This is a genomic window from Salmonella sp. SSDFZ54, assembly GCF_004010735.1.
GTDB classification, from domain to species: Bacteria; Pseudomonadota; Gammaproteobacteria; order Enterobacterales; family Enterobacteriaceae; genus Salmonella; species Salmonella enterica.
On the sequence record NZ_CP034819.1, the window covers coordinates 2,505,769 to 2,518,971 of the forward strand.

The 13,203-nt window shown below is 52.9% G+C and carries 14 protein-coding genes; all 14 read left to right on the plus strand.

The window, feature by feature from the left end:
- The first annotated feature begins 121 nt into the window (after positions 1 to 121).
- The 14 genes from hflK (at position 122) to EOS97_RS12505 (ending at position 13,200) form a co-directional block, all read left to right on the plus strand.
- Entirely contained in the window at positions 122 to 1,381 is a 1,260-nt protein-coding gene (hflK, locus tag EOS97_RS12440) for an FtsH protease activity modulator HflK (RefSeq protein ID WP_000312505.1), read from the plus strand.
- 2 nt (positions 1,382 to 1,383) lie between these two features.
- On the plus strand, positions 1,384 to 2,388 hold the full coding sequence (gene hflC / locus EOS97_RS12445; protein WP_001232417.1) for a protease modulator HflC: 1,005 nt from the start codon (positions 1,384 to 1,386) through the stop codon (positions 2,386 to 2,388).
- 78 nt (positions 2,389 to 2,466) lie between these two features.
- Positions 2,467 to 2,664, plus strand: coding sequence for a DUF2065 family protein (locus EOS97_RS12450; RefSeq protein WP_001089290.1), 198 nt, complete (start codon positions 2,467 to 2,469; stop codon positions 2,662 to 2,664).
- A 102-nt stretch (positions 2,665 to 2,766) separates the two neighbouring features.
- Positions 2,767 to 4,065: an adenylosuccinate synthase gene (gene purA / locus EOS97_RS12455; RefSeq protein WP_000527976.1), complete on the plus strand. Its 1,299-nt coding sequence runs from the start codon at positions 2,767 to 2,769 to the stop codon at positions 4,063 to 4,065.
- 206 nt (positions 4,066 to 4,271) lie between these two features.
- Complete coding sequence (nsrR, locus tag EOS97_RS12460) at positions 4,272 to 4,697, plus strand: nitric oxide-sensing transcriptional repressor NsrR (RefSeq protein ID WP_001177632.1); 426 nt, start codon at positions 4,272 to 4,274, stop codon at positions 4,695 to 4,697.
- A gap of 37 nt (positions 4,698 to 4,734) precedes the next feature.
- Complete coding sequence (rnr, locus tag EOS97_RS12465; RefSeq protein WP_000076360.1) at positions 4,735 to 7,173, plus strand: ribonuclease R; 2,439 nt, start codon at positions 4,735 to 4,737, stop codon at positions 7,171 to 7,173.
- Between the two features lie 90 nt (positions 7,174 to 7,263).
- Positions 7,264 to 7,995, plus strand: coding sequence for a 23S rRNA (guanosine(2251)-2'-O)-methyltransferase RlmB (gene rlmB / locus EOS97_RS12470; RefSeq protein ID WP_001293274.1), 732 nt, complete (start codon positions 7,264 to 7,266; stop codon positions 7,993 to 7,995).
- Positions 7,996 to 8,126: 131 nt separating this feature from the next.
- Entirely contained in the window at positions 8,127 to 8,531 is a 405-nt protein-coding gene (locus EOS97_RS12475) for a YjfI family protein (protein ID WP_000312605.1), read from the plus strand.
- A gap of 14 nt (positions 8,532 to 8,545) precedes the next feature.
- Positions 8,546 to 9,244 (plus strand): PspA/IM30 family protein, encoded by a 699-nt coding sequence (locus tag EOS97_RS12480; RefSeq protein ID WP_000511981.1) that lies wholly within the window; start codon positions 8,546 to 8,548, stop codon positions 9,242 to 9,244.
- On the plus strand, positions 9,244 to 10,314 hold the full coding sequence (locus tag EOS97_RS12485; RefSeq protein ID WP_000899675.1) for a potassium channel family protein: 1,071 nt from the start codon (positions 9,244 to 9,246) through the stop codon (positions 10,312 to 10,314). Before EOS97_RS12480 ends, EOS97_RS12485 begins: the two co-directional genes overlap by 1 nt.
- A complete protein-coding gene (locus tag EOS97_RS12490) occupies positions 10,287 to 10,970 on the plus strand; it encodes a YjfK family protein (protein WP_000090294.1) in 684 nt (227 codons plus the stop codon). Before EOS97_RS12485 ends, EOS97_RS12490 begins: the two co-directional genes overlap by 28 nt.
- Positions 10,971 to 10,987: 17 nt before the next feature.
- Positions 10,988 to 11,386 (plus strand): DUF350 domain-containing protein, encoded by a 399-nt coding sequence (locus EOS97_RS12495; protein ID WP_000547738.1) that lies wholly within the window; start codon positions 10,988 to 10,990, stop codon positions 11,384 to 11,386.
- A 9-nt stretch (positions 11,387 to 11,395) separates the two neighbouring features.
- Positions 11,396 to 12,034 carry a DUF1190 domain-containing protein gene (locus tag EOS97_RS12500; protein WP_001085607.1) on the plus strand — a complete coding sequence of 213 codons (639 nt, stop codon included), beginning with the start codon at positions 11,396 to 11,398 and terminating at the stop codon, positions 12,032 to 12,034.
- A gap of 2 nt (positions 12,035 to 12,036) precedes the next feature.
- On the plus strand, positions 12,037 to 13,200 hold the full coding sequence (locus tag EOS97_RS12505) for a glutathionylspermidine synthase family protein (RefSeq protein WP_000943934.1): 1,164 nt from the start codon (positions 12,037 to 12,039) through the stop codon (positions 13,198 to 13,200).
- Positions 13,201 to 13,203 lie beyond the last annotated feature (3 nt).

A 13,203-nucleotide genomic window follows, 5' to 3' on the forward strand; every position in this document is an offset into this window, starting at 1 on the left:
GACGCAGCCTGAAAGATGATGTCTGTAACGGCGGTTCGTCTGAAGCATGGAGTAATTTCGCCTTATCCTCTGAGGTCGAAAGACAACGGGGATCACCGCATAACAAATATGGAGCACAAACATGGCGTGGAATCAGCCCGGTAATAACGGACAGGACCGCGACCCGTGGGGAAGCAGCAAACCTGGCAGCAACTCTGGGGGAAATGGAAACAAAGGTGGCCGCGATCAGGGACCTCCCGATCTGGATGATATCTTCCGTAAGCTGAGTAAAAAACTCGGTGGTTTTGGGGGCGGTAAAGGCACCGGTTCCGGCGGCGGTAGCTCATCGCAAGGCCCGCGTCCGCAACTGGGAGGCCGTATTGTCGCCATCGCCGCGGCGGCAGTAGTCATTATCTGGGCGGCCAGCGGTTTTTATACCATTAAAGAAGCCGAGCGCGGCGTTGTGACGCGTTTTGGTAAATTCAGCCATCTGGTAGAGCCAGGTCTGAACTGGAAGCCGACATTTATTGACGACGTCACGCCGGTGAACGTCGAAGCGGTGCGCGAACTGGCGGCGTCAGGCGTGATGCTGACGTCTGATGAAAACGTCGTGCGCGTTGAAATGAACGTGCAATACCGCGTCACCGATCCGCAGAAATATCTGTTTAGCGTGACCAGCCCGGACGATAGCCTGCGTCAGGCCACCGACAGCGCGCTGCGTGGCGTCATTGGTAAATACACGATGGATCGCATCCTGACCGAAGGCCGTACCGTTATTCGTAGCGATACCCAACGCGAGCTGGAAGAGACTATCAAACCGTACAACATGGGGATTACCCTGCTGGACGTGAACTTCCAGGCTGCGCGCCCGCCGGAAGAGGTGAAAGCCGCCTTTGACGACGCGATTGCCGCACGTGAAAACGAGCAGCAGTACATTCGTGAAGCGGAAGCGTATACCAACGAAGTTCAGCCGCGCGCCAACGGTCAGGCGCAGCGTATTCTGGAAGAGGCACGCGCCTATAAAACCCAGACTATCCTGGAAGCGCAGGGTGAAGTCGCCCGGTTTGCGAAGATTTTGCCGGAATATAAAGCCGCGCCGCAGATTACACGCGAGCGTCTGTATATTGAAACGATGGAAAAAGTGCTGAGCCATACCCGTAAAGTACTGGTTAACGACAAGAGCGGTAATTTAATGGTGCTGCCGTTAGATCAGATGCTGAAAGGCGGGAATGCGCCGGCGGCAAAGAGCGACAATAGCGCCAGCAACCTGCTGCGCCTGCCGCCGTCCACAAAGTCTAACGCCAGCGGAGCAAGCAACACGTCGTCCTCAAATCAGGGCGATATTATGGACCAACGCCGCGCGAATGCGCAGCGTAACGACTACCAGCGTCAGGGGGAATAACGATGCGTAAGTCAGTTATTGCGATTATCATCATCGTGCTGGTAGTGCTCTACATGTCCGTCTTTGTGGTCAAAGAGGGCGAGCGCGGCATTACGCTGCGTTTTGGTAAAGTTCTGCGTGACGATGAGAACAAACCGTTGGTTTACGCGCCGGGTCTGCACTTTAAGATCCCGTTTATTGAATCAGTGAAAATGCTTGATGCGCGTATCCAGACGATGGATAACCAGGCCGATCGCTTTGTGACTAAAGAGAAGAAAGACCTGATTGTCGACTCTTACATCAAATGGCGTATCAGCGACTTTAGCCGTTACTATCTGGCGACCGGCGGCGGCGATATTTCGCAAGCCGAAGTGCTGTTAAAACGTAAATTCTCGGACCGTTTGCGTTCTGAGATTGGTCGCCTGGACGTAAAAGACATCGTGACCGATTCTCGTGGTCGTCTGACTCTGGAAGTGCGCGACGCGCTGAACTCCGGTTCAGCCGGTACCGATGATGAAGTAGCGACCCCGGCGGCGGATGACGCGATTGCCGAAGCGGCGGAACGCGTTACGGCGGAAACCAAAGGTAAAGTACCGGTCATCAACCCGAACAGTATGGCGGCGTTGGGTATCGAAGTGGTCGATGTGCGTATTAAGCAGATCAACCTGCCGACCGAGGTTTCTGAGGCGATTTACAACCGTATGCGCGCCGAGCGTGAAGCGGTCGCGCGTCGTCATCGTTCACAAGGTCAGGAAGAAGCGGAAAAACTGCGTGCGGCTGCTGACTATGAGGTGACGAAAACTCTGGCGGAAGCCGAGCGTCAGGGGCGTATCATGCGTGGTGAAGGTGATGCTGAAGCCGCGAAGCTGTTTGCCGACGCGTTCAGTCAGGACCCTGATTTCTACGCGTTCATTCGTAGTCTGCGCGCTTACGAGAAGAGCTTCGAAGGTAATCAGGACGTGATGGTATTGAGCCCGGACAGCGATTTCTTCCGCTACATGAAGACACCGAGTTCGACGACACGCTAAAATAGCGTCAGCGGTTTTAGACCAGCAAAACCACCGCATCCAAAGGATGCCGGTGGTTTTCTTTTATAAGGGCGATAAATGAATTCAACAATCTGGTTGGCGCTTGCTCTGGTATTAGTCCTCGAAGGGCTGGGACCGATGCTGTATCCCGGCGCATGGAAAAAAATGGTTTCGGCACTGGCGCAACTGCCGGAAAATGTTTTACGACGTTTTGGCGGCGGACTTGTGGTTGCGGGAGTTGTGGTCTACTACATGTTGAGGAAAACGATTGGCTGAACAAAAAGTGGTCGGATTTGCCGCAGATTGAGTGCAAAAAGTGCTGTATATCTGAAAAAGCGATGGTAGAATCCATTTTTAAGCAAACGGTGATTTTGAAAAATGGGTAACAACGTCGTCGTACTGGGCACCCAATGGGGTGACGAAGGTAAAGGAAAGATCGTCGATCTTCTGACTGAACGGGCTAAATATGTTGTACGCTACCAGGGCGGTCACAACGCAGGCCATACTCTCGTAATCAACGGTGAAAAAACCGTTCTCCATCTTATTCCATCAGGTATTCTTCGCGAGAATGTAACCAGCATCATCGGTAACGGTGTTGTGCTGTCTCCGAGCGCGCTGATGAAAGAGATGAAAGAACTGGAAGACCGTGGCATCCCCGTTCGTGAGCGTCTGCTGCTGTCTGAAGCCTGTCCGCTGATCCTTGATTATCACGTTGCGCTGGATAACGCGCGTGAGAAAGCGCGTGGCGCGAAAGCGATCGGCACCACCGGTCGTGGAATCGGGCCTGCTTATGAAGATAAAGTGGCACGTCGCGGTCTGCGTGTTGGTGACCTTTTCGACAAAGAAACCTTCGCTGAAAAACTGAAAGAAGTGATGGAATATCACAACTTCCAGTTGGTTAACTACTACAAAGTTGAAGCGGTTGATTACCAGAAAGTTCTGGATGATACGATGGCTGTTGCCGACATCCTGACTTCTATGGTTGTTGACGTTTCGGACCTGCTCGACCAGGCGCGTCAGCGTGGCGATTTCGTCATGTTTGAAGGTGCGCAGGGTACCCTGCTGGATATCGACCACGGTACTTATCCGTACGTAACTTCTTCTAACACCACTGCAGGTGGCGTGGCGACCGGTTCCGGCCTGGGCCCGCGTTATGTTGATTACGTTCTGGGTATCCTCAAAGCTTACTCCACTCGTGTAGGTGCAGGTCCGTTCCCGACCGAACTGTTTGATGAAACCGGCGAGTTCCTCTGCAAGCAGGGTAACGAATACGGCGCCACTACCGGCCGTCGTCGTCGTACCGGCTGGCTGGACACCGTTGCCGTTCGTCGTGCGGTACAGCTGAACTCCCTGTCTGGCTTCTGCCTGACCAAACTGGACGTGCTGGATGGCCTGAAAGAGGTGAAACTCTGCGTGGCTTATCGTATGCCGGATGGCCGCGAAGTGACTACCACTCCGCTGGCAGCTGACGACTGGAAAGGTGTAGAGCCGATTTACGAAACTATGCCGGGCTGGTCTGAATCCACCTTCGGCGTGAAAGATCGTAGCGGCCTGCCGCAGGCGGCGCTGAACTACATCAAACGTATCGAAGAACTGACCGGCGTGCCGATTGATATTATTTCTACCGGCCCCGATCGTACTGAGACGATGATTCTGCGCGATCCGTTCGACGCGTAAATCTGGTACGCCTGGCAGATATTTTGCTTGCCGGGCTAACAGTGTGATACATTGCTGTGTCGGGTAAGCCATTACGCTATCCGACACAGTGCTAAATCCTCGCTTTTTTCCTTCCTGAACCGAAATAAATTAGCAGCCTGACAGGTGGCTGGTTTATCATCAATACAGATAAGTTATATCCCGTTTTCCCTTTTCCTGAGGTTGATGTGCAGTTAACGAGTTTCACCGATTACGGCTTACGTGCGCTAATCTATATGGCGTCGTTACCAGATGGACGAATGACCAGCATTTCTGAGGTGACAGAAGTCTACGGCGTGTCCCGTAATCATATGGTCAAAATTATCAATCAGCTTAGCCGGGCGGGCTTTGTCACCGCCGTTCGGGGAAAAAATGGCGGTATCCGCCTGGGTAAACCGGCTAATACTATTTGTATTGGCGATGTGGTGCGTGAGCTGGAACCCTTATCACTGGTCAACTGTAGCAGCGAATTTTGCCACATCACCCCTGCCTGTCGTCTGAAACAGGCGCTTTCTAAGGCCGTGCAGAGTTTTCTCAAGGAGCTGGATAACTACACGCTTGCCGATTTGGTTGAAGAGAATCAACCGCTTTATAAATTATTACTGGTGGAGTGAAGTAAACTTCATTAGAGATGACAATGGAGGAACCTCAATGTCACAAGATCCTTTCCAGGAACGCGAAGCAGAAAAATACGCGAATCCTATCCCGAGCCGGGAATTTATCCTCGAACATTTAACGAAACGTGAAAAACCGGCCAGTCGCGAAGAACTGGCCGTAGAACTGAATATTGAAGGCGAAGAGCAGCTTGAAGCCTTGCGTCGCCGCCTGCGCGCGATGGAGCGCGATGGACAACTGGTCTTTACCCGCCGCCAGTGCTATGCGCTGCCGGAACGCCTCGACCTGCTGAAAGGCACCGTGATCGGTCATCGTGATGGTTACGGTTTCTTACGTGTCGAAGGCCGCAAAGACGATCTGTATCTTTCCAGCGAGCAGATGAAAACCTGTATTCATGGCGATCAGGTGCTGGCGCAGCCGCTGGGCGCCGATCGTAAAGGTCGCCGCGAAGCGCGTATCGTCCGTGTACTGGTACCGAAAACCAGTCAGATAGTCGGGCGTTATTTCACCGATGCGGGCGTCGGCTTTGTGGTGCCGGACGACAGCCGCCTAAGCTTCGACATTCTTATCCCGCCAGAAGACGTCATGGGCGCGCGGATGGGGTTCGTGGTCGTGGTTGAACTGACCCAACGTCCAACTCGCCGTACTAAAGCAGTAGGGAAAATCGTCGAAGTGCTGGGCGACAATATGGGCACCGGTATGGCGGTTGATATGGCGCTGCGTACCCATGAAATACCTTACATCTGGCCGCAGGCGGTAGAGCAGCAGGTCGCCGGGCTGAAAGAAGAGGTGCCGGAAGAGGCGAAAGTCGGTCGTGTCGATCTGCGCGATTTGCCGCTGGTCACTATTGATGGCGAAGATGCCCGTGACTTTGACGACGCGGTTTACTGTGAGAAAAAACGCGGCGGCGGCTGGCGTTTGTGGGTCGCTATTGCTGACGTGAGCTATTATGTACGGCCGCCAACGCCGTTGGATCGCGAGGCGCGCAATCGCGGCACGTCGGTTTACTTCCCGTCACAGGTTGTCCCAATGTTGCCGGAGGTGCTCTCCAACGGCCTGTGTTCGCTAAACCCGCAGGTTGACAGGCTGTGTATGGTCTGTGAAATGACCATCTCGGCGAAAGGTCGGCTGACCGGCTACAAATTCTATGAAGCGGTGATGAGCTCCCATGCGCGTCTGACCTATACCAAAGTCTGGCATATGCTGCAGGGCGATCAGGATCTGCGTGAACAATATGCGCCGCTGGTGAAGCATATTGAAGAGCTGCACAACCTCTACAAAGTGCTGGATAAAGCGCGTGAAGAGCGCGGGGGGATCTCGTTTGAGAGCGAAGAGGCGAAGTTTATCTTTAACGCCGAACGTCGCATTGAGCGTATCGAACAGACCCAGCGTAATGACGCGCATAAGCTTATCGAAGAGTGCATGATCATGGCGAATATCTCGGCGGCGCGCTTTGTCGAAAAAGCTAAAGAGCCGGCGCTATTCCGTATTCATGATAAGCCCACCACCGAAGCGATCACCTCATTCCGTTCCGTACTGGCGGAGCTGGGATTGGAGCTGCCGGGCGGAAATAAACCGGAACCGCGCGATTATGCCGAACTGCTTGAATCGATTGCCGACCGGCCGGACGCCGAAATGCTGCAAACTATGCTGCTGCGTTCAATGAAGCAGGCGATTTACGATCCGGAAAACCGCGGGCACTTTGGCCTGGCGTTGCAGTCTTATGCACACTTTACCTCGCCGATTCGCCGCTATCCGGATCTTTCTTTGCACCGTGCCATTAAGTACCTGCTGGCTAAAGAGCAAGGGTACAAGGGCAACACCACAGAAACGGGCGGTTATCACTACTCGATGGAAGAGATGTTGCAGCTCGGTCAGCACTGTTCGATGGCGGAACGCCGCGCTGATGAAGCGACGCGTGATGTCTCCGACTGGCTGAAATGTGACTTTATGCTGGATCAGGTAGGCAACGTCTTTAAGGGCGTGATTGCCAGCGTCACCGGTTTCGGCTTCTTTGTCCGTCTTGATGAACTGTTTATCGATGGGCTGGTACACGTTTCCTCACTGGATAACGATTACTATCGCTTCGATCAGGTAGGGCAACGTCTGATTGGCGAGTCCGGTGGGCAGACATATCGCCTGGGCGACCGGGTCGAGGTACGCGTCGAAGCGGTGAATATGGACGAACGGAAAATTGACTTTAGCCTGATCTCCAGCGAGCGCGCACCGCGTAACGTCGGCAAAACGGCGCGTGAAAAAGCGAAAAAAGGTGAAAGTAAAAACGCCGGTAAACGTCGTCAGGTAGGTAAAAAAGTTAACTTCGAGCCTGATAGCGCCTTCCGCGGCGAGAAAAAAGCGAAGCCGAAAGCAGCGAAAAAAGACGCGAGAAAAGCAAAAAAGCCATCGGCTAAAACGCAGAAAATAGCCGCAGCGACCAAAGCGAAGCGTGCGGCGAAGAAAAAAGCGGCAGAGTGAGCAATACCCTCTTCAAACAGAAGAGGGTGAATTATCTGTAGGCCGGGCAAGCGTAGCGCCCCCGGCAAAACGTAAACAATGAGTACATTAATGAGCGAAATGATTTACGGCATCCACGCAGTGCAGGCCCTGCTGGAGCGCGCCCCTGAACGTTTTCAGGAAGTCTTTATTTTAAAAGGCCGTGAAGATAAACGTCTGTTGCCGCTGATTCACGCCCTTGAGTCCCAGGGCGTGGTTATCCAGCTGGCAAACCGCCAATATCTCGACGAGAAAAGCGACGGTGCCGTGCATCAGGGTATTATCGCTCGCGTGAAACCAGGCCGGCAGTATCAGGAAAACGATCTGCCGGATCTGATCGCATTACACGATCGCCCCTTTTTGTTGATCCTCGATGGCGTCACCGATCCGCATAATCTTGGCGCCTGTCTGCGCAGCGCCGATGCCGCAGGCGTACATGCGGTAATCGTGCCGAAAGACCGCTCCGCGCAACTTAACGCGACGGCGAAGAAAGTCGCCTGCGGCGCAGCAGAAAGCGTGCCATTGATCCGCGTCACCAACCTGGCGCGCACGATGCGCATGTTGCAGGAAGAGAATATCTGGATTGTCGGAACGGCGGGCGAGGCTGACCATACGCTGTATCAGAGCAAAATGCCTGGCCGCATGGCGCTGGTCATGGGCGCAGAAGGTGAAGGTATGCGTCGTCTGACCCGTGAGCACTGCGATGAGCTGATCAGCATTCCTATGGCCGGTAGCGTGTCGTCGCTGAATGTCTCTGTTGCGACCGGGATTTGTCTGTTTGAAGCCGTTCGCCAGCGAACCTGACGCTAATAGTATTTTTTAAGAAAAAACCATCCATAATCGGATGGTTTTTTTTTATCTCTGGCTGGTAATATAAAAAGAAAAACCTACCCTGTAATTTCTTTTATTTATAAAAATGAGATAGAGATAAAAATATGGCATGGACTCCACGGACGCTGGCGGATGCATTAAACAACATCGCCGAATTAGATATTGATATAGAAAATAATGAATCCTCATTAATAATAAAAATGAATGATTATGGCGATTTACCACTGGCGGTTTTATTTACCTCGCAACAAATAGTTATCGAGACTTATATCTGTCCGGTAAATACGATTAGAGATACCGCGGAATTTAATCTTTTCTTACTGAGAAATCAGAAGGTTTTACCGCTGTCTTCGGTCGGTATTACCCAGGTAAAACAGGAGGAATATTATGTCGCTTTTGGCGCGTTGTCGTTAAATTCGTCGCTTGCCGACGTGACGCTGGAAATCACCACGCTTGTAGAAAATGCGTTGGATATCGCTGAAATAACACAAGTCTATTCACAGGAATAATACAGGCGGCTTACATGGGAATTTTAAAAAGTTTGTTCACGTTAGGTAAATCATTCGTTGCTCAGGCAGAAGAAGCCATTGATGAAGCACAGGGTGTACGTATGCTGGAGCAGCATATTCGCGACGCAAAAGCCGAGCTGGATAAAGCGGGTAAATCCAGAGTGGATTTATTGGCGCGGGTGAAGTTAAGCCATGACAAGCTGAATGATTTACGTGAGCGTAAAGCCAGCCTTGAAACGCGGGCGTTGGCGGCAATGAGTAAGAATGTCGACGCCGCTTTACTCAACGAAGTGGCGGAAGAAATAGCCCGTCTGGAAAATGCCATTCTTGCCGAAGAACAGGTGCTGACTAATCTGGAAGCCTCTCGCGATGCGGTGGAGAAGGCCGTAACGGCGACAGGCCAGCGGATTGCGCAGTTTGAGCAGCAACTTGAAGTGGTTAAGGCGACAGAAGCCATGCAGCGCGCGCAGCAGGCGGTGACGACTTCGACCGTCGGAGCCGCGTCGAATGTGTCTACGGCGGCGGAGTCGCTTAAACGTTTACAAACGCGTCAGGCTGAACGCCAGGCCCGGCTGGATGCCGCCGCGCAGCTGGAAAAAGTCGCCGATGGACGCGACCTGGACGAAAAACTGGCGCAGGCGGGTATTGGCGCAACCAATAAAAGCAATGCTCAGGATGTGTTGGCGCGTTTACAGCGTCAACAAGGCGAATAATGCTCTTTACGTGGATTGTCAAAACCTGCCAGCGTCATTTGTCCAGACTGACCTGGCCCGCTTTGCTGGGCCTGTTTATCGGGCAGTATCTGCTTTGTTATCTGGTGCTGCGCCTGTTGCGCGAAAGCGCGTTGGTGAGCCAGTTAAGCGATTTTATCTATTACTGCTCGGTGGTGGGTTCCACATTAGGTTTTGGCGATCTTAGCCCGCAGACGGCGCCAGGACGTCTGTTCACCGCGCTGTGGCAAATTCCGGTTAGCGTCGGGTTGTTCGGCGCGTTAATGGGAAAAGTGATTGCGCAGGTGCAGGGAATGTTAGCGAAAGGAATAACGGGCATGGGCGATTATCGCCATTTACACCATCATATGCTGGTGATTGGCTGGCGGGGTCATCAAACCGAAAAGATGATCTCATTGCTGCTATATGACAAGCGGCGTGCCTTTGAACGGGTTCTGCTGTGCGAACTGGAAGATATTCAGCATCCGCTGCCGGGTAATAACTGGGTGGATTTTATCCGCATCAGCAACTTTAACGATCCGCAGGAACACCAGCGCATGGGGCTGGAGCAGTGCCAGAGCGTGATTATTTTCGCTCGTACCGATGAGCAGACCTTCACGGCGGCGCTCTCGCTGGCAGACTATGTACCCGCGCAGTGCCATATTGTGGTTTATCTGGAAGACGAGCGTTATGCCGGATTACTGGAAACCCACTGCCCGCGCATGGAGATAGTCCGTAACCTTTCCGCTGAACAACTTTCCCGTTCCATTCAGGACCCAGGATCATCGCAATCTGTCGCTTCCATTATGAATCCGATGCTGGGCGATACCGGATTCGCGCTGCCTGTCCCGGCTTCTGTCGCGCCTATGCGATACGGCGCGCTAATGCGTTATATGAAGCTTCATCATGACGCGACGGTGCTGGGGATCAGTCACTGCAAGAATGGTCGTGGTATGGAATTGAATCCGGTGATTTCAACTGAAGTCAGAGGCGGTATGTGGCTACATCTGGTCGGTAATAATCGCATTCTGGCTGAAGAGGTCGCATGGCAAGAGATAGAGGTTCCCCTATGATGCAATTTTTTCAGCGTTTGCTCGGTAAAACAAGCGCGCCAGCTCCGATTCGCGGACCATTAGGATTACATCTTAACGCCGGTTTCACGCTGGATACGCTGGCATTCCGGCTACTGGAGTCGTCGTTGCTGGTGGAGCTACCGGGTGAAAAATACACTGTCGCGGCAGCGAGTCGCATAGATTTAGGCGGCGGCAGTCAGATTTTTCGCTACTACACCTCGGGCGATGAGTTTTTGCAAATTAACACCACTGGCGGCACGGATGTTGACGACATTGATGACATCAAACTTTTTGTATATGAGGAAAGTTTCGGTATTAACGAGGAACGTCACTGGCGTTCAGCCATTGCGCCAGCGGCAATAGGGCCGATGACGCTCAACTGGCAAGAACGGCGCTGGCAGCGTTTTTTTAACCATGAAGAGCCGGGCAATATTGAACCTGTCTACATGCTGGAAAAGGTTGAAAATCAGCAGGCAGAGAAATGGGACGTTCACAATTTTACGATGGGCTTCCAGCGCCAGGTGACGGATGACGCCTGGGAGTATCTTCTATTGAACGGGGAAGAATCATTTAACGAGCGCGGTGAGCCTGAATGGGTGTTTTCACGCGCCCTCGGCGTGGATATCCCGCTCACTTCACTGACGGTTATTGGTTAAGCACATACAGGGAAATTATGCATATACTGGACGCATTACTGGCTTTCTGCGCCTATTTTTTTATTGGCGCGGCAATGGTCATTGTATTTCTTTTTATTTACTCAAAGATAACGCCGCATAATGAATGGCAGTTGATAAAAAATAACAATACTGCGGCATCGCTGGCCTTTAGCGGTACGTTGCTGGGCTATGTCATCCCCTTATCCAGCGCGGCGATAAACTCGGTCAGTATCCCGGACTATTTTGCCTGGGGCGGCATTGCGCTGGTTATTCAGCTGCTGATTTATGGTTGCGTAAGGTTATACATGCCTACGCTGAGCGAAAAAATTATTAATCACAACGTGGCGGCGGGGCTATTTATGGGAACCGCAGCGCTGGCTGGCGGTATTTTTAACGCTGCCTGTATGACATGGTAACGGAAGATCATGGCAAAAAAACGAAAATCCAGAAGCACATCCGGCGTAGGCCATTCGGCAATAAGACGGATAGCCGAACCGGTCAATCCCTTTGAGCGGCAACGAAATCGCTACACGCCAAAATACCTGACGCTGGCGATTATGGGCGGAGCGGCCTTTTTTCTCCTGAAAGGGTACGGTGACGGCAGCAATAGTGACAACGACGGCGATGGGACGTTTTACGCCACGGTGAACGACTGTATTGACGATGGCAATAGCGCCAGCGTTTGCGCTGACGGCTGGAATAATGCGAAAACAGAATTTTACGCGAATGTGCCTAAGCAATTGACGCAGGAGCGCTGTCAGACGCAGTTTGGCGATTGCTACTTTGATATCACCGAGCGGAGCTGGGTTCCGGTATTAAGCGGCTTTTTACTCAGCCGCGCGATTCGTCAGAACCGTGACGAACAATATATCTATAGCAGCGGCGGTTCATCCTACGTCTCCCGTCCCGTTTGGCGCACCACATCCGGCGACTATGCGTGGCGCAGCGGCACAGGGAAAAGCGATACCGCGACCAGCCCTGGTTATATCACACGGAAAGCGTCCACCGTCTCCCGCGGCGGCTATGGTCGTTCTTCCAGCGCCCGCGGGCACTGGGGAGGCTAACCATGCTACGACATAACGTACCGATACGCCGGGATCTGGATAAGATCGCCTGCGATCACGGTTTTGACTTTCATGTTATCGATAACGAAATTTACTGGGATGAAAGCCGGGCCTACCGTTTTACATTACGGCAAATTGAAGAACAGATCGAAAAACCGACCGCAGAGCTTCATCAGATGTGTCTGGAGGTTGTCGAGCGGGCCGTCCGGGATGAGCAGATCATGCAGCAGCTGGCGATCCCGCCATTGTACTGGGATGTCATCGCCGAAAGTTGGCGCAGCCGCGATCCTTCGCTTTACGGGCGGATGGATTTCGTCTGGTGCGGCAAAGATCCGGTTAAATTGCTGGAATACAATGCGGATACGCCGACGTCGCTCTATGAGTCCTCCTACTTTCAATGGCTATGGCTGGAGGATGCCCGTCGTAGCGGCGCCATCCCGCGTGATGCCGATCAATACAACGCGATACAGGAGCGGCTGATCGCCCGCTTCAGCGAGCTGTACAGTCGGGAACCGCTCTACTTTTGCTGTTGTGAAGATACCGACGAAGATCGCACGACGGTGCTGTACCTTCAGGATTGCGCGCAGCAGGCGGGGCAGGAAACGCGATTTATCTATATTGAAGAACTGGGGCTTGGCGTAGGCGGCGTGCTGACCGATCTGGACGATAACGTGATTCGCCGCGCCTTTAAGCTCTACCCGCTGGAGTGGATGATGCGCGACGACAACGGCCCGCTGTTGCGAAAACGGCGTGAGCAATGGATTGAGCCATTGTGGAAAAGTATTCTGAGTAACAAAGGGCTGTTGCCGTTATTGTGGCGCTTTTTCCCTGGCCATCCGAATCTGCTGCCGGCCTGGTTTGAGGGCGAAAAATCGCTCGCAGCGCCAGGCGAAAGCAGCGTGCGGAAGCCGATTTATTCACGTGAAGGCGGCAACGTCACGATTTTCGACGAGCGGCAAAATGTTATCGATCATGCCGACGGCGACTACGCTGACGAGCCGATGATTTACCAGGCGTTTCAGCCTTTGCCGCGCTTTGGCGATAGCTATACGCTGATTGGCAGTTGGATCATTGACGATGAAGCCTCCGGGATGGGGATTCGCGAGGACAATACGCTGATTACCAAAGACACTTCCCGTTTCGTCCCACATTATATTGCCGGTTAATCA

Excerpts from the sequence above, each read along its gene's own strand:
- EOS97_RS12480 (WP_000511981.1), top strand. The coding sequence starts at position 8,546 with ATGGGAATTTTAAAAAGTTTGTTCACGTTAGGTAAATCATTCGTTGCT.
- rnr (WP_000076360.1), top strand. The coding sequence starts at position 4,735 with ATGTCACAAGATCCTTTCCAGGAACGCGAAGCAGAAAAATACGCGAAT.
- hflK (WP_000312505.1), top strand. The coding sequence starts at position 122 with ATGGCGTGGAATCAGCCCGGTAATAACGGACAGGACCGCGACCCGTGG.
- purA (WP_000527976.1), top strand. The coding sequence starts at position 2,767 with ATGGGTAACAACGTCGTCGTACTGGGCACCCAATGGGGTGACGAAGGT.
- EOS97_RS12490 (WP_000090294.1), top strand. The coding sequence starts at position 10,287 with ATGGCAAGAGATAGAGGTTCCCCTATGATGCAATTTTTTCAGCGTTTG.
- EOS97_RS12450 (WP_001089290.1), top strand. The coding sequence starts at position 2,467 with ATGAATTCAACAATCTGGTTGGCGCTTGCTCTGGTATTAGTCCTCGAA.
- hflC (WP_001232417.1), top strand. The coding sequence starts at position 1,384 with ATGCGTAAGTCAGTTATTGCGATTATCATCATCGTGCTGGTAGTGCTC.
- EOS97_RS12485 (WP_000899675.1), top strand. The coding sequence starts at position 9,244 with ATGCTCTTTACGTGGATTGTCAAAACCTGCCAGCGTCATTTGTCCAGA.
- EOS97_RS12495 (WP_000547738.1), top strand. The coding sequence starts at position 10,988 with ATGCATATACTGGACGCATTACTGGCTTTCTGCGCCTATTTTTTTATT.
- rlmB (WP_001293274.1), top strand. The coding sequence starts at position 7,264 with ATGAGCGAAATGATTTACGGCATCCACGCAGTGCAGGCCCTGCTGGAG.
- EOS97_RS12505 (WP_000943934.1), top strand. The coding sequence starts at position 12,037 with ATGCTACGACATAACGTACCGATACGCCGGGATCTGGATAAGATCGCC.
- EOS97_RS12500 (WP_001085607.1), top strand. The coding sequence starts at position 11,396 with ATGGCAAAAAAACGAAAATCCAGAAGCACATCCGGCGTAGGCCATTCG.
- EOS97_RS12475 (WP_000312605.1), top strand. The coding sequence starts at position 8,127 with ATGGCATGGACTCCACGGACGCTGGCGGATGCATTAAACAACATCGCC.